This is a genomic window from Gammaproteobacteria bacterium (genome assembly GCA_013001575.1).
Taxonomy (GTDB): Bacteria; Pseudomonadota; Gammaproteobacteria; order Steroidobacterales; family JABDMI01; genus JABDMI01.
This window is the reverse complement of the sequence record JABDMI010000071.1, coordinates 36,914-57,688: the sequence shown is the minus strand read 5'-3', so window position 1 is coordinate 57,688 and position 20,775 is coordinate 36,914. Positions and strand designations below refer to the sequence as shown.

Here is a 20,775-nt window from a genome sequence, read left to right as displayed (position 1 = left end):
GGTGCATTAATGCCGTTATCCGAACCCGTTGCACGACAACAAATTCATCAACGTCTGATCGATTGCATCGGTTATGAACGTGAAGATGGCTTGTTCGATATTGAAGGCCGCTTAACCGATACCAAATCCTATGCCTTTGACACCACTTTACGCGGGCACATGAAACCGGGTGATTATATTCATGACATGAAAATGCGCCTGACCGTGGATACCAGCTTTACCATAGTGGATATCGAAGCGGTCAGCGATCATCATCCGTACCCGAACTGTGGTGTGATCACGCCAAATTACAAGGAACTAATCGGACAAAGGATCGTTTCCGGTTTTACGGCGGCGACCGAGAAAGCGGTTGGTCAAACGCGGGGTTGTACCCATCACACCGGGTTACTGCGTGATCTGGCAACCGTGGTTTTCCAGACGCTGGGCCCCTTGCTTGCCAAGCGTCGCAAAGAACAAAGCGGTGCCGAGATCAAGGACATGACCCGCGAACTGTTCAAGAATCGCAAACCGCCCATGATCGACGGTTGCCATGCCCTGGCGCGCGATAATGAGAACGTAAAACGCTTTTTTCCCGACTGGTATATGCCGAAAAATGACCAGGACGAAAAATGACCAGGGCGAGGATGACCACCACCCGGATCCTGCAACGGAATAATGACTGAAGACGAATTAATCCAGACTTTTTTTACCTCAGACGTGACAGACCCGTATGTGATCCTGGGTGTGGGTGACGACGCCGCAATCCTGCAAGTGCCCGATGCACATCAACTGATCACCAGTGTGGATACCTTGCTCGAAGGTGTGCATTTTCCGTCAAACTTTGATCCTGAATTATTGGCCAGCCGTTGTCTGGGTGTGACCCTCAGTGATCTGGCCGCAATGGGTGCAACCCCTAAATGGATCACTTTATCCCTGAGCCTGCCTGAGGTGGACACGGCTTGGTTGCAGATTTTTTCCCGAGCGCTAAAACGTGAATGCCAGGCCTACGCGGTGCAGTTGGTGGGAGGCGATACGGTGAAAGGACCTTTGGCGCTGAGTTTAACCGTAATGGGAATTGTTGCAAGTGGTCAGGCCCTGCGCCGCGATCAGGCAAACGTTGGTGACCAGTTATATGTGTCAGGGTGTCTGGGTGGGGCAATGTTTGCATTGGAGTGCTTGCAAAATAATCTCGACTGCAATCAAGAACTATTACAGCATTACACAGCGCCGCAAGCGCGAGTGTTGTTAGGGCAAAAATTATTGGGCCACGCAAACAGCTGTATGGATATTTCGGATGGATTGCTTCTGGACGCGAGTCGCTTGGCCCGTACCAGTAAGGTCGGCATTCAAATTGCAATGGAAAAACTTCCGCTGCATCCCGCATTAGCCGCCCTCGATCTGGATAAACGGCTAAAGCTGGCCTGTGCAGGGGACGATTACGAATTGTTGTTTAGTGCGCCTGACACCGAAGCTGAATTTCTCAAAGGTCTCAGTCAAAGATTGGGCCTGCCGATCAGCTGCATTGGCGAGATCACCGCAGGCGAGGGTGTAACAACAACCTTATATGACCAGCCATATCAACAATCGGATACGGGCTATCAGCACTTTCGCTAATTACTGATACACTGCGTCTATGTCAAAAAAATCCAGTATACCGCCGGCCGAACTAAGGCAACAATTCATTAAGCACCCGGTGCACTGGTTAGCCTTGGGTTTTGGTACCGGTTTGGTGCCTAAAGCGCCAGGTACGGCGGGCACTTTGGCGGCACTTCCTTTCATTCTGTTAACGGCGTCACAGTCACTGTCGATTAAATTACTTATACTCGCAATAATTAGTCTGCTCGGTATCTGGATATGTGGGAAAAGCGCCGACTTGCTCGGCGTGCACGACCACGGCTCGATTGTCTGGGACGAGATCGCCGGATTTTATTTGGTCATGCTCTTTGCGGCGGTTAGTATTCCTGCACTGCTGATCGGTTTTGCATTATTTCGGTTTTTCGATATCATAAAACCTTGGCCAATCAAGCAATTAGACGCGCATGTTCATGGCGGACTTGGTATTATGCTGGATGACCTGATCGCAGGCTTGTTTGCTGGAGCCGGATTGTATTTATGCGATTTTTTACTTAGCAACTACACCGGATTCACGATTTGAGAAATCACAACAATCCGTCATTATAAAAATTAGAATTTTATGGCAGAAATATTCGACAAATTAGGCAAGTACGTCATTGTTAACAAGGTTGGCAAAGGCAGCACCGGTGATATTTATTTAGCACATGATCCATTCTACGGTCGTGACGTGGCTATCAAGGTGTATAAGTCTGATCATTTGGATGAGCACGAAGAAGAAGCGCAACGTAAAATGTTTTTTAACGAAGCGCACATGGTTGGGATGCTCCAGCACCCGAACATTTTGCCGATCTACGATGCGGGTGAAGAAGAGGGTCGCTATTTTGTGGTCATGGAATTCATTCACGGTGCACGCACATTATCCTCGTATACCAAAAAAGATAAATTGCTCCGCATGGACGATGTACTGGAGATCATTTTCAAAGTGGCCAAGGCCTTGCATTACGCCCATGGCCGTGGGGTGGTGCATCGCGATATTAAGCCCAGCAATATTATGCTGACCATGGAAAACGATGTTCGTATTATCGATTTTGGTATAGCCATGGTGCAAAACGCAGAGCTTTCCACCATTGATGGCATTGCGGGCTCGCCGAGTTACATGGCGCCCGAGCAGATCGAGTCCAAAGACATCACCATGCAAACCGACCTGTTCTCTCTCGGGGTTGTGATGTATGAAATGTTGACCGGCGCACGACCGTTTGTGGCCAGTAGTCTGTCAAAATTATTACACCAGATCGTGTATTCAACCCCGATCCCGATGCACACCGTACGCAATGACGTACCGGAAGTGCTAGAAGATATCACCATGCGTGCCATGCAAAAAGAACCGTCCCGTCGCTATGGCAGTGGTTTGGAGTTTGCCGCAGATCTGACCAATGCCTTCCAGCATCTTAATGACCAGGAAGACATCCTTACTCAGCAAGAGCATTTCAGTAAATTGCGTCGCCTCAAGTTTTTCCACGATTTTTCCTACCCTGAAATCTGGGAAGTGATGCGCGCCAGTGTCTGGAATGAATACTCCGAAGGCCAAGAGATCGTTAAAGAAGGCGAAATGGACGATTGCTTCTACATCATCGTTGAAGGTGAGGTCGGGGTAGTGAGTGGTGGACGCACGGTAGGGCATCTGCGTACCGGTGACGGCTTTGGTGAAACCGGCTATTTGCAATCGGCCCGGCGTTCGGCGTCGATCATGAGTGAAGGTGATGTTACTGTATTGAGGGTCAGATCCACCTTGCTGGAACAAGCCTCGGCGGCCTGCCAACTGCAATTCAACAAGGTCTTCCTGCGTACTCTGATCCGACGTCTACAAAGTTAGGCTAATACAAATTTAAGACGTTATAATTGCCGGCCAATGTAAACCGCTTTCGGCAAATTTCTTACAGCGCATGAAAAATTCCATCCAGACTTTCGGTCTCAGGCCAGGCCGTGTTCTCGCCCAAAAATACGAAGTCATCTCACTGCTGGGAAGCGGTTGGGAAGGCGAGGTGTATAAGATTCGCGAAGTGGATACCGGAATAGATCGTGCAGCTAAACTGTTTTTCCCGGTTCGCAACATCAAGAACAAAACCATTAAAGCCAATGCCAAACAGCTGCATCGTTTGAAAGATTGCAATATGGTGATCCATTACCATAACCGCGAAGTGATCCAGTTCCAGAGACAGAAAGTGGTGGTGTTTATTTCGGAATACGTGGAAGGTGAATTGCTGTCGGATTATTTGAAAAAGCAACGCGGTAAACGCCTGACTCTGTACAAAGCCGTGCACTTGTTACATGCACTGTGTGTGGGAATTGAAGAAATTCATCTACTCCGGGATTATCATGGCGATATCCATGAAGGCAATATTGTGGTTAACCGTTTAGGTTTAAGGTATCACTTGAAAATTCTGGACTTTTTGCATAATGATGAAGGCATTCGTAAAAACCAGCGTGCAGACATTATTGATCTGGTGACTTTGTTTTATGAATTACTCGGTGGCCGAAAGTTTTACGCCAAACAACCGCAAGCGGTTAAAGATATTTGCCGGGGCTTGAAAAAAACCCTTATTCTCGAACGCTTCAAATCGGTTGAACAATTACGCCGACATCTAGAACAGCAGGACTGGGGTAAAGTTTGAGTTTGTCGTGTAGAAACCCGCTAACAATTGCGCCGATGCGAATAATCTACTCCTGAATACGAGTCAACTCCACTCCACATAAGAATGCTCGTCGAACACAACGACTCATGATCTGATAATAAGGTGTGATGTCGGCGTCAATAAGTTGCCGTCGCGCAATAGCCAGCGCAATTCCTTTTGCAAAAATACTAGAGTTATTAATATAAAGCAATTTCAAATTTTGGTCTGTAGGATTAGTCTGATAGACTTGTGAGAAATTACATGTGCGTCAGGATAAGAGGTATCTGAAGTTGAAGCTGACCAAGCAACCTGTCACTCCGCTAGCATTCGTAAGCTTCGCACCAGAACGTCTTGGCGTTAAACTCAAGAATTCGAAATGGCAATAATTCCAAAAATTCAAATGTCTCCCGAAGGGCCTCATTTTTCCAAACTGGTTCAAGGCTATTGGCGTCTTGCAGAATGGGGTTTGAGTGCTCAAGAATGTTTGGCATTCATGAAAGAGCATATAAATCTTGGAATTACGACGGTTGATCATGCTCATGTGTATGGAAATCCTCCCTGCGAGAGCTTGTTCGGCGAGGCATTAAAACTGGAGCCATCATTGCGAGAGCAGATTGAGATTGTGTCAAAGTGCGGGATTGTACTTGGAAGTAAGAACAATATTCCACATTATGATTCAAGCAAACAAGCGATCATATCGTCGGCTGAGTTATCGCTTAGTCGCCTAGGCATTGATTACCTGGATGTATTGCTTATTCACCGACCTGATTTTTTGATGGATGCTGATGAAATATGTGAAGCGTTCCATCAACTCAGATCTGATGGCAAAGTAAAATATTTTGGTGTGTCCAACTTCACCTCAGCCCAAATGTCATTACTTCAGTCTCGACTGGATATACCCTTGGTGACCAACCAGATCGAGCTCAATCCGGGTAATGTGGGTGTGCTTGATACAGGAATACTTGAAAATCTGCAACAAACCAGAACTCGCCCGATGGCATGGTCCTGTTTGGGTGGTGGAGAAATTTTCAATCCAAAGACTGAAAAAACAAAGCGCATAGTTGATGAATTGAAAAAAATAGCGAATGAACTGAATATCGATTCGATTGATCAGCTTATTTATGCCTGGGTTATGAAAATGCCTTCCAATCCGGTGCCGATTTTGGGTACCGGAAACATTAGCAGAATTAAAAAGGCCGTTGATTCACTTCAGTTATCACTTACCCGTGAGCAATGGTATAGAATGCTGTCAGCATCTCGAGGTCATGACGTAGCCTAGTTTCGAGTCTGGCATGTTAAGCATAATTAGCTTAATTATAAAAGACACCAATTATAGACACACAAAAATTGTTCAATTTTGAAGCCTCATCATAGGCTATTTTAATTACCTTAATAAATTCAAAATCAAAAAGCCTGCATATAGCAGGCTTTTATTCTCAAACTATAAAGTTCTTATTAAACGCGTTTGTCTTTCTCGATCAAGGCGTAAGCCGAGTGATTGTGAATGGACTCAAAGTTCTCTGATTCCACCACATACGCCACCACCCGTTTATCCGCATTAAGGCGTGCGGCCACATCGCGTACGATGTCTTCCACGAACTTGGGATTATCGTAGGCACGTTCGGTCACGTATTTTTCATCCGGTCTTTTCAGAATCCCGAAGAGTTCGCAAGACGCTTCTTGTTCAGCATACTCGATCAATTCCTCGATCCACACAAAGTCTTCCAAGGTTGCTGCGATGGTGATGTGCGAACGCTGATTGTGCGCGCCGTAGTCGGAAATGCCTTTTGAGCATGGACACAGGCTGGTCACCGGCACCGTTACTTGCACGGTTAATTCATTGTGATTGCCTTTGCGTTCACCAATAAAGGTCACCTGATAATTCAACAGACTTTGCACTTTCGAGATAGGAGCCTGTTTCATTACAAAGTACGGGAAAGACATTTCTATGTGTCCTTCTTCCGCTTCCAGACGTTCGGTCATTTTGGATAAAATATCTTTGAACGACTTAACACTGATCTCGCGCTCGTAGCTTTCCAGAATTTCCACAAAGCGCGACATATGCGTGCCTTTGAAATTATGTGGCAAATTCACATACATATTGAAATTGGCAACGGTGTGTTGATCCCCACCGGTACGATCCCGGATCTTGACCGGGTGCTGGATGGATTTAATACCAACCTTGTTGATGGGTATTTGTCTTAAATCTTCACGACCCTGTACGTCTTCGATCTGGTCAAATTTTTTGTTTGCTGTTGCTGTGCTCATAATCATTCCGCGGTGTGTACGTCTTGGTTAACTGAAAGCTGAACTACTCAAAATATTACACGGGAATTGAGAGCAGGGGAGTTACAGGATCAGGCGATATTTATTTTGTTACTCGTTTTGTTACTCGATAGATTGGGGCAATGGGGCCAGGATTCAATGGCGGATTGTAAACCTTCGGCGTCCAGACCGATACTGCTTAGACACTCTTCCCTAGAGCCATGTTCAACAAATTCATCCGGAATACCCAGATTCAGGACAGGCATTGCAATATTATTGGCCTGTAAATACTCATTCACGGCACTCCCGGCGCCACCGGCAATGGCGTTGTCTTCCACAGTCACAAAAGCGCTGTGCGTGGCACTGAGGGATTGCAACAGTTCACTATCCAGTGGTTTGACAAAGCGCATATTCACCAAAGTGGCGCCAAGTTTATCGGCAAGTGGGCGAACATTTTCCAACAAGGCACCGAATGACAAGATAGCCAGACCCTGACCCTTGCGAACCATCTCGGCTTTGCCCACCTCCAGGGTCTGGAGTTCTTTGTTGATGGCGACACCGGGACCCTGGCCGCGCGGATAACGCACAGCACTCGGCTGGTTTAGCGCCAAACCGGTGGACAGCATTTGTCGACATTCGTTCTCATTGGCCGGCGCCATGACCACCATGTTGGGTACGCAGCGTAAGTAGGTCAGATCAAAACTGCCAGCGTGCGTAGGCCCGTCTGCTCCCACCAGTCCGGCGCGATCGATGGCAAACACCACGGGTAAATTCTGGATGGCCACGTCATGGATCAACTGATCGTAGGCGCGTTGTAAAAAAGTGGAGTAAATGGCAACCACCGGTTTCATGCCGTCACAGGCCAGACCCGCTGCCAGGGTTACCGAATGTTGTTCGGCAATGGCCACATCAAAATAGCGGCGCGGGAAGCGACGCGAGAACTCGACCATACCCGAACCTTCACGCATGGCCGGAGTAATACCAACCACCCGTTCATCGTGTGACGCACTATCGCAGAGCCATTCGCCAAACACTTGGGAATAGGTTGGCGTGGTCGATTTTTTCTTTTTCACCGAACCACTTTCACGATCGAAGGGACCGGGTGCGTGCCACTTGATCGGGTCCGCTTCGGCCGGCGCGTAGCCTTTGCCTTTTTTAGTCACAATGTGCAAAAACTGCGGACCCTGCAACTCACGCATGTTCTGTAAAGTTTCGATCAGTAACATCACATCGTGACCATCAATTGGTCCAATGTAGTTAAACCCGAGTTCTTCAAAAATGGTGCCGGGTAAGACCATGCCTTTGACGTATTCTTCCGATCGGCGCGCCAACTCCAACGCCGTCGGAATGCCCTGCAGAATCTTTTTACCGCCTTCTTTAATGGTGGTGTAAGTTTTTCCGGAAAGGATCTTTGCCGAGTACCTGGCCATGGCGCCAACATTTTCCGAGATCGACATTTCATTGTCGTTCAGCACCACCAGCAGATCCACATCCAGGGATCCCGCGTGATTCAGCGCTTCAAAGGCCATGCCCGCGGTCATGGCGCCGTCACCGATTATTGCGGCAATGCGTTTGTCCTGGCTTTGGTGGTCATTCGCGATCGCCATGCCCAGGGCAGCACCGATCGAGGTACTGGAATGCCCCACGCCCAAAGTGTCGTATTCACTTTCAGCCCGTTTGGGAAACGGTGCAAGCCCGTTCCATTTGCGAATGGTTTTTAATTCATCGGCCCGCCCGGTCAAGACCTTATGCGGATAGGCCTGATGCCCCACATCCCAGACCAAACGGTCTTTGGGGGTGTCGTACACATAATGCATGGCTACCGTGAGTTCCAAGGCGCCCAGACCGGCGGCAAAATGACCGCTGGTTGTACTCATGACCTCGATCAGATAGTCACGCAATTCCGTACACACCTGCGGCATGTCAGAAGCCGGCATCGCTCGCAACGTTTTCGGCGAGTCGATCTGCGACAACAATGGGTAGCGTTCAGAATTCATATGGGTTTGGAATAAAGCTCGACAGCAGCGTAGTAATCGACCATTTTACCTGTTTGCGGCAAGCCTGAGCAGCTTGTGCCGGACGGCTTGCAAAATTTCACGCTCAGGCAGGATGAGCGTCACGTTTTACCGGTAAACCATCGGGTTTATTGTTGTCTGTTGACAATAAATTGAGCCAATTTGCGCAATGCAACAGAGTTTTGTGGCAGCTTGTCCAAAGCTTCCAAAGCATTTTGATAATGGCTGTCGCGTAATTGTTGAGCCTGCTCCAGGCCCAGTACGGCGGGGTAAGTGGCTTTGCCCAATTCACGATCGGCCCCGGCGTTTTTGCCCAGTGTGCTGGTGTCACCGATCTCATCCAAAATGTCGTCCTGGATCTGAAAGGCCAAGCCGATCTCTTGGGCAAATAATTTCAAATGCTCACGCGATATTGTATCGAGTTGCGAATTTAAAATTGCGGGCATGCAAATGGCGGCCTCGATCAAAGCCCCGGTTTTCAAACTGTGGATCTGTTCCAGTTGCGTGGGAGATATCCGATTGGCACTGGCGGTTGATTCCAGATCAAAGAATTGGCCGCCGGCCATGCCAAACGTTCCACTGGCGTGACTGAGCATTCGCACCAGTTGCAATCGTTGTTCGGCATTTGCCTCCAGACTTTCATCACTGGCCAGGATCTCAAACGCCAACACTTGCAAGGCATCTCCTGCAAGGATCGCGGTGGCTTCATCAAATTTAATATGGCAGGTGGGACGACCGCGGCGCAGATCATCATCGTCCATGGCGGGCAGGTCATCATGAATTAATGAATACGCATGGATCATTTCAACCGCTACGGCGATGGTATCCAGGCGTTGTGGGTGGATACCAAAAGATTCTCCACTGGCGTAGACCAAAGCGGGTCGCACACGTTTGCCATTCCCCAATACCGCGTAACGAATCGCTGCGTGCAAGCGTTGTGGAGCCAGATCTGCGGATGGCAGGCGTGCCTCCAGGGCATTTTCAATACGCGTTACAAATTCTTGCATGTGAAAATAGTAATTGTGTGATGTGGAGATTGTGTGAATTTAGTGTGCGTAAATAAAATTAATTATTCTTCTTCTGCATTTTGCACACTGAGCTCGGCTTTGGCTTGCAGAGTTTGTACTCGTTGCTCGGCCTGCTCCAGAGCTTTTTGACATAAACCGGTTAATTTCACGCCACGTTCAAAGTGTTGCAAGGTCTCATCCAGCGATAACTGGCCGTGCTCCATTTGCTCGACCAGACTTTCGAGTTCCTGAATGGATTCTTCGAACATCGCGATGGCTGGTTTTTTACTCGAAGTTTTCTTTTTTGTCATGATGTTTCTCGTACGGCTTTTGTCGATTGTTGCGAAGAGCTAGCATTTTACGCGACTGCGCAAATTAATTTGCTTAATTTGTGAGTGATAATACTACGCTCAGTTCAAAATATGGTCATAGCGATTCCGACCTATTATTTTGCGACATAAGCGCTACTCAAGATCATGAGTTGTGGCTAAATACGGCCTGAAAGAAGAGTGGGTCAAGAAAGATTGACAGCCAATCTTAAGTGGCGTAAAGTTAGAGATATTAGACTTTGTCTAAATTCAGTTAACTTATTGAAATCATTATGAAATCAGGAGATTGTTATGGCACTAAAAGGTTCCAAGACCGAAGCTCATTTGAAAGAGGCATTTGCCGGTGAATCACAAGCAAATCGCCGCTATTTGTATTTTGCAGCCAAGGCCGATATTGAAGGCTACAACGACGTTGCCTCAGTCTTCCGTTCTACCGCTGAAGGCGAAACCGGTCACGCGCATGGCCATCTGGAGTATCTGGAAGAGTCGGGCGATCCGGCCACAGGATTGCCAATCGGTGCAACCGGCGACAATTTGAAAGCAGCGATTGCTGGTGAAACCCATGAATACACCGATATGTATCCGGGCATGGCCAAAGACGCTCGCGACGAAGGCTTTGATGAAATTGCCGACTGGTTTGAAACTCTGGCGAAGGCCGAGCGTTCACACGCCAATCGGTTCCAAAAAGCTCTGGATAATCTCGACAGTTAATAACTGGCGTTTGTATAAGCAGAGTGGCGTTGGATAAACGCTTTTGAAAAGGGGCGTTATGCCCCTTTTCTTGGTTATGCTAAATCTATTATCAATGCCAATCCTGCTTCAAGCATGAACCTTAATCAGATCACCTTGCCAAGTAGCAACATCGCGAGCAGTCGAAATTTTTATTTGCGCATGGGGTTTACCCTGATCGTGGATTCCAAAGAGTATTTACGCTTTTTGTGCCCCGACGGTGATGCAACATTTTCTTTGCATCTGCATGACCCAAATAATACCGGTGGGCACAATACCAGTCTGGTGTTTTTTGAATGTGAAGATCTCGACGAGCGTGTTATGCGCTTACAAAAGCAAGGTTTTGTGTTTGAATCCGGACCCGATGATCAATCCTGGCTGTGGCGTGAAGCCCGTTTGCAGGATCCCGACAATAACCGTCTGTGTTTGTACCGGGCGGGTGAGAACAGAGTGAATCCACCCTGGCGTGTGAATATCAATAATAAAGACAAATAATTTTAAGGTGAGTTATGAGTAGCAAACGTGAAGGCAGTCTCGAAGCACCTATCCGGCATCCTCTGGACTGGAAGTCGGATAATTTCTATAACGAGAAAAATCTGTTTGAAGAACTGGAACGGGTGTTTGATATCTGTCATGGATGCCGCCGCTGTTTTAATTTGTGTAATTCATTCCCGACCTTGTTCGATCTGGTCGATGAATCCGAAACCTTCGAGGTTGACGGGGTAAAAAAAGAAGATTACTGGCAAGTGGTGGACCACTGCTATTTATGCGACATGTGTTACATGAGCAAGTGCCCGTACGTGCCACCGCATGAATGGAACGTGGATTTTCCGCATTTAATGTTACGCGCCAAAGCGGTGAAGTTTAAAAAAGGTGAAACCTCCACACGCGACAAACTTTTGAGTAATACCGACGGGGTGGGACGTTTCGCCGGCATTCCGGTCATCGCGGAAACGGTGAATGCGGTAAATCGTTCCAAAACCGGTCGCAAACTTTTGCAAAAAACCCTGGGGGTGCACGCCGATGCGCCGGTGCCCGAATACCATAGCAAATCATTGCGTAAACGCCTTAAAAAGCATCAGGCTTTGGTTGTTCCTGCCGAGAGTACCGCGACCACCACCGGCAAACTTGCCCTGTTCGCCACCTGTTACGGCAACCGCAATTTGCCCAGCATGGGTGAGGATATGGTCAAAGTGTTTGAACACAACCGCATCCCGATCAAACTGGTGGATAAAGAAGTTTGTTGCGGCATGCCCAAATTCGAGTTGGGTGATCTGGATTCACTCGAGGAATCCAAGAACAAGAACATTCCTGTGCTGGCGAAACTCGTGGATGAGGGCTGGGATCTGACAGCGCCGGTGCCTTCCTGTGTGTTGATGTTCAAACAGGAGTTGCCATTAATGTTCCCCGACGACCCGGATGTGATCAAGGTGCGTGATGCATTCTACGATCCGTTTGAATATCTATTGCTGCGCCACAAAGAACAAAAACTCAATACCGAGTTCAAGACCGTACTTGGTAACATTTCATATCAGGTGCCATGTCATCTGCGAGTCCAGAACATCGGGCTCAAAACCAAGGAAATGCTGGAATTGATCCCGGATACCAGCGTGGATGCGATCGAACGATGCTCCGGCCACGATGGCACTTACGCGGTCAAAGAAGAGTTTCACGAAATCTCCGTTAAGATCGCCAGACCTGTCGTGAATAAAGTGAAAAAAGCCCAGCCGCAGCACTTTACCAGCGATTGCCCAATGGCCGCCGAGCAGATCATGGCCGGTGTGGCGAAAGACGAGAAGGTCTCGCAACCGGCCGCCATGCACCCGATCAGCTTATTGCGAAAAGCTTACGGAATTTGATCAACACATTTCATTTACTAACATCCAAGAATAGAGAATTACATGAACAACAAATTATCACGCGACGATCTCATGTCACTGGAAGTCTATGCCGTTGAGCGTCCGTCCTTTCGTGACAAGGTCATGCAGGAAAAAACGCACCGGCGTCTGGAAATTACCGAGAATGCCAATCTGTATTTTGAAAATCGCCTGACCTTGCAATACCAGATCCAGGAAATGCTGCGAGTCGAGCGTATTTTCGATGCTGCTGGGATCAACGAAGAACTGGACGCCTACAATCCGCTCATCCCGGACGGCAAAAACCTGAAGGCCACTTTTATGTTGGAATACCCCGATATCGAGCTGCGAAAAAAACGCCTGGCCGAATTAAGAGGGATTGAGGACCAGACGTATTTGCAGGTAGAAGGGTTTGACAAGGTCTACGCAATATCTGATGAGGACCTGGAGCGGACCACCGATGAAAAAACTTCCGCGGTACATTTTACGCGTTTTGAATTCAGCGATGACATGATCAAGGCCTTGCGCAATGGTGCCGATTTGCTGGCCGGAATTGAGCACCCGGCGTTTCCGCCCAAGCACATCACGGTCGCCGAAAACATCAAACAGGCACTTGTGAAAGATTTTGCCTGATCAGGAATAAGCAATATATATCCTAATTGGGTAATTCTCGGGCAGAAATCAAATTATCTGCAAAATAAAGTCTGGAAATCTCGCCAGAGTCTAAAGCTCACGCTACAATGTGTGAGCTTTTTTGTTTTTGTATTCATTAATAAATTTTAGAAAACACCTATGGCAAAAAAATACAGCGCTGCGGATATTGAAGTCTTAAGCGGTCTGGACCCGGTACGCAAACGTCCGGGTATGTACACAGACACCACGCGTCCCAATCACCTGATTCAGGAAGTGGTCGATAACAGTGTTGATGAGGCGATCGCCGGTTACTGCAACAAAATTGACGTTAATGTCTATAAAGATTCTTCCATTGAAGTGATCGATGACGGCCGTGGTATGCCCGTGGACATCCATCCCAAAGAAAAAATTCCCGGAGTTGAGCTAATCCTCACACGCCTCCACGCCGGTGGTAAGTTTTCCGGCGAGAATTACGAGTTTTCCGGCGGTTTGCATGGTGTGGGCGTGTCGGTGGTCAATGCCTTGTCGGAAAAACTCATCGTTAAGGTAAAACGCAATGCCGCCGAGCACAGTATGCAATTTGCCAGTGGCAAGCGTAAACAAAAACTGAAAAAAATTGGCAAGGTTGGTGAGAAAAACACGGGCACCAGTATTCATTTCTGGCCCGAGAAAAAATATTTCGACTCCATCAACATATCCCTGCCCAAACTCAAGCACCTGTTAAGAGCCAAAGCGGTTTTGTGCCCGGGCTTACGCATACGTTTGTTTGTGGAGCGCACCGGTGATCGTGAAGAGTGGTGCTTTCAGGGGGATCTTTCCGAGTACTTATTGCAGTCGCTCAAAGAAGAAACTCTGTTACCCGCTGAAACCTTCAGTGGTTCCAAGCAAGGCAACACCGAGCAAGTTGATTGGGCAATTGCCTGGCAGGCGGAGGGTGATCTGCTGACCGAAAGCTATGTGAATTTGATTCCGACCTTAATGGGTGGCACGCACGTGAACGGCTTACGTACCGGCTTGACCGATGCGGTGCGGGAGTTTTGCGAATTTCGCAGTCTGTTACCGCGTGGCGTGCGTCTGGCGCCGGACGATGTCTGGAACCGGGTCAGTTATGTACTCTCGGTCAAACTTAAAGATCCCCAGTTCGCAGGCCAGACCAAAGAAAAACTGGCTTCACGCGAATCCGCGGCCTTTGTTTCCGGGGTTATGAAAGATGAATTTTCAACCTGGTTGAATCAACACCCGGACGCCGGGGAAGCCATTGCCCAAATGGCCATTAGCAATGCACAAAAACGCTTGCGCGAAAGTAAAAAGGTCGTACGTAAAAAAATTGTTACCGGTCCCGCCTTGCCCGGGAAACTCGCGGATTGCACCTTGCAAAGTCCTGAATTGTGCGAGTTGTTCTTAGTGGAAGGCGACTCGGCGGGCGGCTCGGCCAAGCAGGCGCGCAACCGTGAGACCCAGGCGGTGATGCCACTGCGTGGGAAAATTCTCAACACCTGGGAAGTCGATTCCTCACAAGTGCAGGCCTCACAAGAAGTACACGATATTTCCGTCGCGATAGGGGTTGATCCCGGTTCGGAAAAAATTTCCAATTTACGTTATCACAAAATTTGTATTCTGGCGGATGCCGACTCGGATGGCTTGCACATTGCAACCTTGCTGTGTGCGTTGTTCTTAAGACATTATCGACCCCTGGTTGAGGCGGGGCATATATACATTGCCATGCCACCTTTGTACCGTATTGATGTGGGCAAACAGGTGTTTTACGCTCTGGATGACAGTGAACAAAAAGGCATTCTTGACCGCATCGAAGCTGAAAAGATCAAAGGCAAGATCACCACTACACGTTTTAAAGGTTTGGGTGAAATGAACCCGCTGCAATTACGCGAAACCAGTATGGCGCCCGAAACACGCCGCCTGGTGCAACTCACGCTGGATGCAAAAGACAAAACCCATCAAATGATCGACATGTTGTTATCCAAAAAACGTTCCAAAGATCGCAAAAAATGGCTGGAAGAAAAAGGCATGTTGGCCACCATTGATTGATCCATGTCTCCAGGTCTAAAAAAATCTACAGGTGATATGTTTGGCGGGCACGCACAGTTGTACGCCGAGGCCAGACCAACATACCCTGAAGCGCTGTACGATCATATTTTGTCGCTTTGTGCTCACAAAGAAACGGTTTGGGATGTAGCAACCGGTAACGGGCAAGCGGCCGTACCATTGGCTAAACGTTTCGAGCGTGTGTTTGCCACAGACATCAATCAACAACAGATCGCGTCAGCAATTCATGGCAACAACATTGTGTATTCGGTACAGTCTGCGGAGTCAACCGATTTTCAGAATAATAATGTCGACCTGGTCAGCGTTGCCCAGGCATTACACTGGTTTGACTATGCTGAATTCTGGCCTGAGGTGGATCGGGTACTGAAACCCGGTGGTTTGTTTGCGGCCTGGGGATATGACTGGACCAAAATTGATTTTGAGATAGATTTTCAGTTACAGAAAAATCTGGTCGATGTGTTGGAGGATTACTGGAACCCTAAAGCCCAATTGCTGTGGGGCGGGTATCAAGCCGAAGTCGTAAATTTCCCGTACGCACGAATTGCTAGCCCCGATCTTAATATTGAATTGTATTGGACTCTTGATCAGTTGTTCCAGTACTTTTTGTCCTGGTCGTCAACTCAGGCCTATATGAAAGATAACGGGACTGATTTTTTGCACAAAGCCAAACAACAAGTCGCTGCACACTGGGGCGATTCAGAAACAAGACTCATCCAGTGGCCGATCCATACATTGTTCGGCTATAAACCATCGTTCTAATTTACAGTGAAATTACAAAAGATTTTCTTACGGAAATAATATGAGCAACCAAGAGTTAAACTTTGAAGGCGTCGAACAACTCCCGGTAAAGGATTTTGCCGAACGATCCTACCTGGATTATTCGATGTATGTCATTCTCGATCGGGCCTTGCCGAGTGTGGCCGATGGCTTAAAACCGGTGCAACGCCGCATCACCTATGCGATGAGTGAATTGGGTTTAAGCGCGGCGTCCAAACCGAAAAAATCCGCACGCACGGTAGGTGATGTGCTGGGTAAATTCCACCCGCACGGCGACAGCGCCTGTTACGAAGCCATGGTCCTGATGGCGCAACCCTTTTCTTATCGTTATCCCTTGATCACCGGGCAGGGCAACTGGGGCTCGCAAGACGACCCCAAGTCTTTTGCCGCAATGCGCTATACCGAATCGAAAATGAGCGCCTACGCCAAAACCCTGTTACAAGAACTGGGTTCGGGCACGGTTGAGTGGAAAGCGAATTTTGATGGCACCCTGCAAGAGCCCGAAGTGTTGCCCGCGCGGTTGCCCAATTTGTTATTGAATGGCACCACCGGTATTGCTGTGGGCATGTCTACCGATGTACCGCCGCATAATATGCAAGAAGTTGTGAAAGCCTGTGTGCATTTACTTGATAAGCCCAAAGCCAGTGTGGCCGAGCTGTGTAAATACATCCAGGGTCCGGATTATCCAACCGGTGGAGAGATCGTTACCCCGCAATCCGATCTGGTGGATATTTACAAAACGGGTAATGGCACCATGAAACTACGTGCCAGTTACGAAAAAGACGGACAAAGCATTGTGATCTATGAATTACCGTATCAAGTTTCGGGGAATAAGGTCCTGGAGCAGATCGCAACTCAAATGCGCGCTCGCAAACTGCCCATGGTCTCGGATCTCCGCGATGAATCCGACCATGAAAATCCGGTGCGTTTGGTGATCGAGCCGCGCTCCAACCGAGTGGATTGCGAAGCGCTGATGTTGCATTTGTTCGCGACCACCGATCTGGAACGCACCTATCGTATTAATATGAATGCGATTGCCCTCAACGGCGCGCCAAAATTATTTGATTTACGCACTCTGCTTAAGGAATGGATCAGCTTTCGACTCGACACCGTTACACGCCGCCTGAGATATCGCCTGGGTAAAGTAGATGCACGTTTGCATATTCTGGATGGGTATTTGATCGCGTATCTGAATATCGACAAAGTTATCGCAATTATTCGAAAAGAAGACAAGCCCAAACCGGTGTTGATGAAAAAGTTCAAGCTCTCGGACATTCAAGCCGATGCGATCCTTGATCTGAAACTACGCCATCTTGCCAAACTTGAAGAGTTTAAAATTGAAGGCGAGCGTAAGGAATTAGCGGCCGAGAAAAAAGATCTGGAAAAAACTCTCGGGTCAAAAACGCGTTTAAAAACCCTGGTGAAAAATGAACTTAAGGCCGATGCGGAAATTTACGCCGATGAACGCCGCACCCACATCATAGAACGTGCTGCAGCAAAAGCCATTGATGAAAGCTCATTAGTGCCGAGTGAACCGGTTACCGTCATATTATCTTCGCGTGGATACATTCGGGCGGCCAAAGGTCATGATATCGATGTTTCTGGCCTGGGTTACAAGTCGGGTGACGAGTACTTGGCTGCTGCACAAGGTCGCAGCAATCAACAGGCGATCTTCCTTGATAGCACTGGTCGAACTTACGCTATCAATGCGCACGGTTTACCGTCGGCACGCAGTCATGGTGACCCGTTGGCGAGTTATGTCAAACAGCCTGACGGTTCGGTGTTTGCCGGTGTCATGATGGGAGCAAACGACTCGCGATACTTGCTCTCCAGCAGTGCCGGGTATGGCTTTGTGGTTACACTGGAAAATACTTTAACCCGAAACAAAGCCGGGAAAAAAGTTTTGTCTGTTCCCAAGGGTGCGAATGTATTAACCCCCAGTCTGGTACACGATTACGACAATGATCTGATTGCGGTGGTCAATGATCAAGGCCGTTTACTGGTCTATGCATTGAGTGAGGTGCCCGAATTGGCCAAAGGTAAAGGTAACAAGTTGTTCGGGATCTCGGCCAAGAAATTCAACAGCGGTGATGAGAGCGTGATTGCGACAGTTGTTGTCCCGGAAAATGGAATATTAAAACTGGATACCGTCAATCGCACCATGACCCTGAAGCGCAAGGATCTGGAGGCGTATATGTCTGAACGTGGTAAACGCGGTAGCTTGTTACCCAAGGGCTGGCGCAATGTTAAAAAAGCCTATGTTGAAACAAAATAAGCAAGCAGGTTCAGAAGCAAAAATAACCGGCCACTGGCCGGTTATTTTTATTGTTGTGAATCAGTTTTTATTTAAGCAGACTTTTTACGCTTGTCCGGATCAAATGGAATAATGTTATCGTCTTCGTCAAAGCCCAGTTCTGCAAGTTCTTCGGCAGTTAAATTCAAGGCCCGTGTTTCGATACTCGCATCAGGTTCGAGATAGGAATAATTTTCACGATCAACCGGGAAGTCTTCATCAGCCAATCCGAAGTCCGAAGGCGACAATCCATCCGCATCGGTTAATACCGGGGCGACGCGGGTTTCGGCATCTACATCGATTTTTTCAGAAGAAATAGTGGTTGCATTTAATGGATCCTCAGAATCAGTAAATATCTCTTCATTAAAGACCATGGTTTTGGAAAAATCTTCATCTTTAGCAATAGTTTCAAAATCGGCTTCCAGGGCAACAGTTTCGTCATCCATTAAGCCGGGTAATTCGAGATCGAGGCTTTCTGCAAGATTACCCTTTAATTCAACAGTCATGGTTTCTGCGTTTTCTGATGGAATCAGATCCGGATCCAGTTGCAGGTCACCAAAGTCTGCGCTTTGGGTTTCCATGGTTCTGGTTTGACGCGTACCAACAATATCATCAACAAATTCGTCAATTTCCAGATCGCTACCCAGGTCTGGTACGTCATCACCAAGACGTGCATTCAATTCAGCTTCAAGCTCGGGGAAGGCAGTGGTCAATGAAACCAGTTCACCCGTGTCATCGATCATGCCGACTTCGTAAATTTCTTCAGCCACGTTTGACTTACGCGGCCCACCTGATTTTCTGGATGAGGTATCTCTAAGGTTGTAATCGTCTTCGATTTCAAGCGTTGGTGAAATACCCGATTCGCTGGTATTTATCTCAAGCGACGAACTCTCCAGATCGAATGGATTGTCTTCAATTTCGGTATTGAGAGTGTCTAAGGTCGCATCCTGCATTCTCTCCACAGGATTGCTCGACAATGACTCAACTTCAGGAGTGACAATGCTGTCTTCAATCGCTGAATTTCTGAGTCTTTCCTTACGAGCTTTATTTTTCTCTAGGTAATCCTGCTTACGCGCATGCTCACGCACAGAACGAATGAAGTCCAGACGCATTCTGCGGCGTACGTTTGGAATAATGAATTTCCAAGTGGCGAAAGCAAAGGCCAAGAGACTGGCCAGTAGGGCAAATAGTCCGAATTTTCCAAACAGACCGGATGATTTTTCGCCGCTGCTTTGTGAGCCAGGAACTTCAACTTCGGGTGTTAAGTTTTGACCAGATTGATTTGGTGTGATCGCAACAAGCGGTACTTCGACAGCTGCCTGTGTGTCTTTGTTTCCAGGGAATAGTTTACTTGTATCCGGAATGTACTCTTGCGCTATGGCCAAACCGCTATTTCTACCTTGAATTCTCTCCAGCGAAAGAGCTGAAAGTCGCATAGATGCTGTCATGACAGGCAATTGTGTTTGTGGCGCAGGAGTAAAGCTGGTTACAGCAGTTGCTGCATTATTCAGGTTTTCTGTGTTATGGCCTACAGCAGTACTTTCCGAGTTGCCGGGGATTATGTTGGCAGGTGTTGCGCTTGATACTGAAATGGCTGAATTATTGTTTTGCGGGCTATTTATGATCGCAGCCATTTTATCCGGGCTAATATTGCTGATTGCATTGTCAATCGCGGGAATGTTGATAACCGCACCCAATTCAATGAGATTGGGGTTGTTGTTAGTAAAAGCTTGCGGGTTACTGCTGTGAATTGCAGCAGCCAGGTCCCACACAGAGCCGATAGGTCTGTCTGCGATACGCGCCGCGATGGTTGACAGGTTGTCGCCAACTTTAACAACGTATTGTGAGCTCTGAGCAATCGGTCCACCGTAATTAACAGCTCTGGTGCGTGTGGTTTGTCTTGGACTTACACTGCTATCAGTGCGTGTATTGTTTACGGGTTGATACACAGAATTTGCCAGACGTGCTTCTCGAATAGGAGCAGGGTCAAGCATCAGTGTGTAGGTGCGTTCAATAATTGGTAGTGACTGACAAGTGGTTGCAATGGCAATTTCACTAATGGGTTCTTTTACAGCAGTTGTGGATGAAACCTGCAATGCCAGTTGGCCGTTTGAACGAGTCATATTCAACGTGGCATTCTTTACTGATGGCAGGCCAGAATTTGCCGTGCTGTTTACAACACTAAAACAGTCGTTACTGATTCTTTCACCCGGAACTGTACTTAAATAGACCATGGCTGATAAAGGTTCACCCAGATTGGAATTAACCTGGATATCCTGAATCCCCAGAGCATAAGAGTAGGAAGTTAGTAGTACAGCACTTGTCAACGGGATCAAGTATTTTCCCCCGATCATTGATCGCACATGTCCAAATTGTGAATCAGCTGACGTGGCTCCTTGAGTGCGAATGGATTGAGTCGCTTTTAGGTATCTTGCCTGCTTGCGTTGTTTATGTCTTTTTGCCATAACGGTTGCTCTCTCGAATAACACCCAGTGATAATTAATCTTCAAAATTGTCGGGAAATTTCACTTTTAGGTTAATAAGGTGAAACAGCCTGTATTCCCAACAAAGAGGTATATAA

General features: G+C 47.7%; 18 protein-coding genes. 13 read left to right on the top strand and 5 right to left on the bottom strand.

The annotated features are described in order from the left end of the window. Nucleotides 1-9 precede the first annotated feature (9 nt). The 6 genes from HKN88_06530 to HKN88_06505 all read left to right on the top strand — a co-directional run bounded on the left by HKN88_06530 (nucleotide 10) and on the right by HKN88_06505 (nucleotide 5,505). A complete protein-coding gene (locus HKN88_06530) occupies nucleotides 10-612 on the top strand; it encodes a DUF2889 domain-containing protein (GenBank protein ID NNC97713.1) in 603 nt (200 codons plus the stop codon). A gap of 42 nt (nucleotides 613-654) precedes the next feature. After that, entirely contained in the window at nucleotides 655-1,593 is a 939-nt protein-coding gene (thiL, locus tag HKN88_06525) for a thiamine-phosphate kinase (GenBank protein NNC97712.1), read from the top strand. Nucleotides 1,594-1,612: 19 nt separating this feature from the next. Further along, nucleotides 1,613-2,134 carry a phosphatidylglycerophosphatase A gene (locus HKN88_06520; GenBank protein NNC97711.1) on the top strand — a complete coding sequence of 174 codons (522 nt, stop codon included), beginning with the start codon at nucleotides 1,613-1,615 and terminating at the stop codon, nucleotides 2,132-2,134. A gap of 39 nt (nucleotides 2,135-2,173) precedes the next feature. Continuing rightward, on the top strand, nucleotides 2,174-3,427 hold the full coding sequence (locus HKN88_06515) for a protein kinase (protein NNC97710.1): 1,254 nt from the start codon (nucleotides 2,174-2,176) through the stop codon (nucleotides 3,425-3,427). A 70-nt stretch (nucleotides 3,428-3,497) separates the two neighbouring features. Further along, the gene (locus HKN88_06510; protein NNC97709.1) at nucleotides 3,498-4,226 is read left to right on the top strand and encodes a protein kinase; all 729 of its coding nucleotides are present in this window, start codon (nucleotides 3,498-3,500) and stop codon (nucleotides 4,224-4,226) included. 382 nt (nucleotides 4,227-4,608) lie between these two features. After that, entirely contained in the window at nucleotides 4,609-5,505 is an 897-nt protein-coding gene (locus HKN88_06505; protein NNC97708.1) for an oxidoreductase, read from the top strand. 176 nt (nucleotides 5,506-5,681) lie between these two features. On the opposite strand, the gene HKN88_06500 is transcribed toward HKN88_06505, so the two are convergent. The 4 genes from HKN88_06500 to HKN88_06485 form a co-directional block, all read right to left on the bottom strand. Beyond that, on the bottom strand, nucleotides 5,682-6,500 hold the full coding sequence (locus HKN88_06500; protein ID NNC97707.1) for a GTP cyclohydrolase I FolE2: 819 nt from the start codon (nucleotides 6,498-6,500) through the stop codon (nucleotides 5,682-5,684). A gap of 83 nt (nucleotides 6,501-6,583) precedes the next feature. After that, the gene (gene dxs / locus HKN88_06495; GenBank protein ID NNC97706.1) at nucleotides 6,584-8,488 is read right to left on the bottom strand and encodes a 1-deoxy-D-xylulose-5-phosphate synthase; all 1,905 of its coding nucleotides are present in this window, start codon (nucleotides 8,486-8,488) and stop codon (nucleotides 6,584-6,586) included. Between the two features lie 146 nt (nucleotides 8,489-8,634). Then, on the bottom strand, nucleotides 8,635-9,513 hold the full coding sequence (locus HKN88_06490) for a geranyl transferase (GenBank protein ID NNC97705.1): 879 nt from the start codon (nucleotides 9,511-9,513) through the stop codon (nucleotides 8,635-8,637). 62 nt (nucleotides 9,514-9,575) lie between these two features. Beyond that, a complete protein-coding gene (locus HKN88_06485) occupies nucleotides 9,576-9,824 on the bottom strand; it encodes an exodeoxyribonuclease VII small subunit (protein NNC97704.1) in 249 nt (82 codons plus the stop codon). Nucleotides 9,825-10,133: 309 nt separating this feature from the next. On the opposite strand from HKN88_06485, the gene HKN88_06480 reads away from it, so the two are divergent. The 7 genes from HKN88_06480 (at nucleotide 10,134) to parC (ending at nucleotide 18,176) form a co-directional block, all read left to right on the top strand. Continuing rightward, nucleotides 10,134-10,553: a rubrerythrin gene (locus tag HKN88_06480; GenBank protein NNC97703.1), complete on the top strand. Its 420-nt coding sequence runs from the start codon at nucleotides 10,134-10,136 to the stop codon at nucleotides 10,551-10,553. Between the two features lie 114 nt (nucleotides 10,554-10,667). Further along, nucleotides 10,668-11,066 carry a VOC family protein gene (locus HKN88_06475; GenBank protein NNC97702.1) on the top strand — a complete coding sequence of 133 codons (399 nt, stop codon included), beginning with the start codon at nucleotides 10,668-10,670 and terminating at the stop codon, nucleotides 11,064-11,066. A 14-nt stretch (nucleotides 11,067-11,080) separates the two neighbouring features. Continuing rightward, nucleotides 11,081-12,430 (top strand): Fe-S oxidoreductase, encoded by a 1,350-nt coding sequence (locus tag HKN88_06470; protein NNC97701.1) that lies wholly within the window; start codon nucleotides 11,081-11,083, stop codon nucleotides 12,428-12,430. Nucleotides 12,431-12,472: 42 nt separating this feature from the next. Beyond that, nucleotides 12,473-13,060: a DUF3501 family protein gene (locus HKN88_06465; protein NNC97700.1), complete on the top strand. Its 588-nt coding sequence runs from the start codon at nucleotides 12,473-12,475 to the stop codon at nucleotides 13,058-13,060. A gap of 159 nt (nucleotides 13,061-13,219) precedes the next feature. Next, complete coding sequence (gene parE, locus HKN88_06460; GenBank protein ID NNC97699.1) at nucleotides 13,220-15,106, top strand: DNA topoisomerase IV subunit B; 1,887 nt, start codon at nucleotides 13,220-13,222, stop codon at nucleotides 15,104-15,106. 3 nt (nucleotides 15,107-15,109) lie between these two features. Continuing rightward, entirely contained in the window at nucleotides 15,110-15,883 is a 774-nt protein-coding gene (locus tag HKN88_06455; GenBank protein NNC97698.1) for a class I SAM-dependent methyltransferase, read from the top strand. Between the two features lie 40 nt (nucleotides 15,884-15,923). Beyond that, nucleotides 15,924-18,176 (top strand): DNA topoisomerase IV subunit A, encoded by a 2,253-nt coding sequence (gene parC / locus HKN88_06450; GenBank protein NNC97697.1) that lies wholly within the window; start codon nucleotides 15,924-15,926, stop codon nucleotides 18,174-18,176. 71 nt (nucleotides 18,177-18,247) lie between these two features. Here the strand turns inward: parC and HKN88_06445 are convergent, their stop codons facing one another. Beyond that, entirely contained in the window at nucleotides 18,248-20,659 is a 2,412-nt protein-coding gene (locus HKN88_06445) for a hypothetical protein (protein ID NNC97696.1), read from the bottom strand. Nucleotides 20,660-20,775 lie beyond the last annotated feature (116 nt).

What these genes read in the sequence shown, in the direction of transcription:
- HKN88_06530 (NNC97713.1), top strand. Translation starts at nt 10, where the DNA reads ATGCCGTTATCCGAACCCGTTGCACGACAACAAATTCATCAACGTCTG.
- thiL (NNC97712.1), top strand. Translation starts at nt 655, where the DNA reads ATGACTGAAGACGAATTAATCCAGACTTTTTTTACCTCAGACGTGACA.
- HKN88_06520 (NNC97711.1), top strand. Translation starts at nt 1,613, where the DNA reads ATGTCAAAAAAATCCAGTATACCGCCGGCCGAACTAAGGCAACAATTC.
- HKN88_06515 (NNC97710.1), top strand. Translation starts at nt 2,174, where the DNA reads ATGGCAGAAATATTCGACAAATTAGGCAAGTACGTCATTGTTAACAAG.
- HKN88_06510 (NNC97709.1), top strand. Translation starts at nt 3,498, where the DNA reads ATGAAAAATTCCATCCAGACTTTCGGTCTCAGGCCAGGCCGTGTTCTC.
- HKN88_06500 (NNC97707.1), bottom strand. Translation starts at nt 6,500, where the DNA reads ATGATTATGAGCACAGCAACAGCAAACAAAAAATTTGACCAGATCGAA.
- dxs (NNC97706.1), bottom strand. Translation starts at nt 8,488, where the DNA reads ATGAATTCTGAACGCTACCCATTGTTGTCGCAGATCGACTCGCCGAAA.
- HKN88_06490 (NNC97705.1), bottom strand. Translation starts at nt 9,513, where the DNA reads ATGCAAGAATTTGTAACGCGTATTGAAAATGCCCTGGAGGCACGCCTG.
- HKN88_06485 (NNC97704.1), bottom strand. Translation starts at nt 9,824, where the DNA reads ATGACAAAAAAGAAAACTTCGAGTAAAAAACCAGCCATCGCGATGTTC.
- HKN88_06480 (NNC97703.1), top strand. Translation starts at nt 10,134, where the DNA reads ATGGCACTAAAAGGTTCCAAGACCGAAGCTCATTTGAAAGAGGCATTT.
- HKN88_06475 (NNC97702.1), top strand. Translation starts at nt 10,668, where the DNA reads ATGAACCTTAATCAGATCACCTTGCCAAGTAGCAACATCGCGAGCAGT.
- HKN88_06470 (NNC97701.1), top strand. Translation starts at nt 11,081, where the DNA reads ATGAGTAGCAAACGTGAAGGCAGTCTCGAAGCACCTATCCGGCATCCT.
- HKN88_06465 (NNC97700.1), top strand. Translation starts at nt 12,473, where the DNA reads ATGAACAACAAATTATCACGCGACGATCTCATGTCACTGGAAGTCTAT.
- parE (NNC97699.1), top strand. Translation starts at nt 13,220, where the DNA reads ATGGCAAAAAAATACAGCGCTGCGGATATTGAAGTCTTAAGCGGTCTG.
- HKN88_06455 (NNC97698.1), top strand. Translation starts at nt 15,110, where the DNA reads ATGTCTCCAGGTCTAAAAAAATCTACAGGTGATATGTTTGGCGGGCAC.
- parC (NNC97697.1), top strand. Translation starts at nt 15,924, where the DNA reads ATGAGCAACCAAGAGTTAAACTTTGAAGGCGTCGAACAACTCCCGGTA.
- HKN88_06445 (NNC97696.1), bottom strand. Translation starts at nt 20,659, where the DNA reads ATGGCAAAAAGACATAAACAACGCAAGCAGGCAAGATACCTAAAAGCG.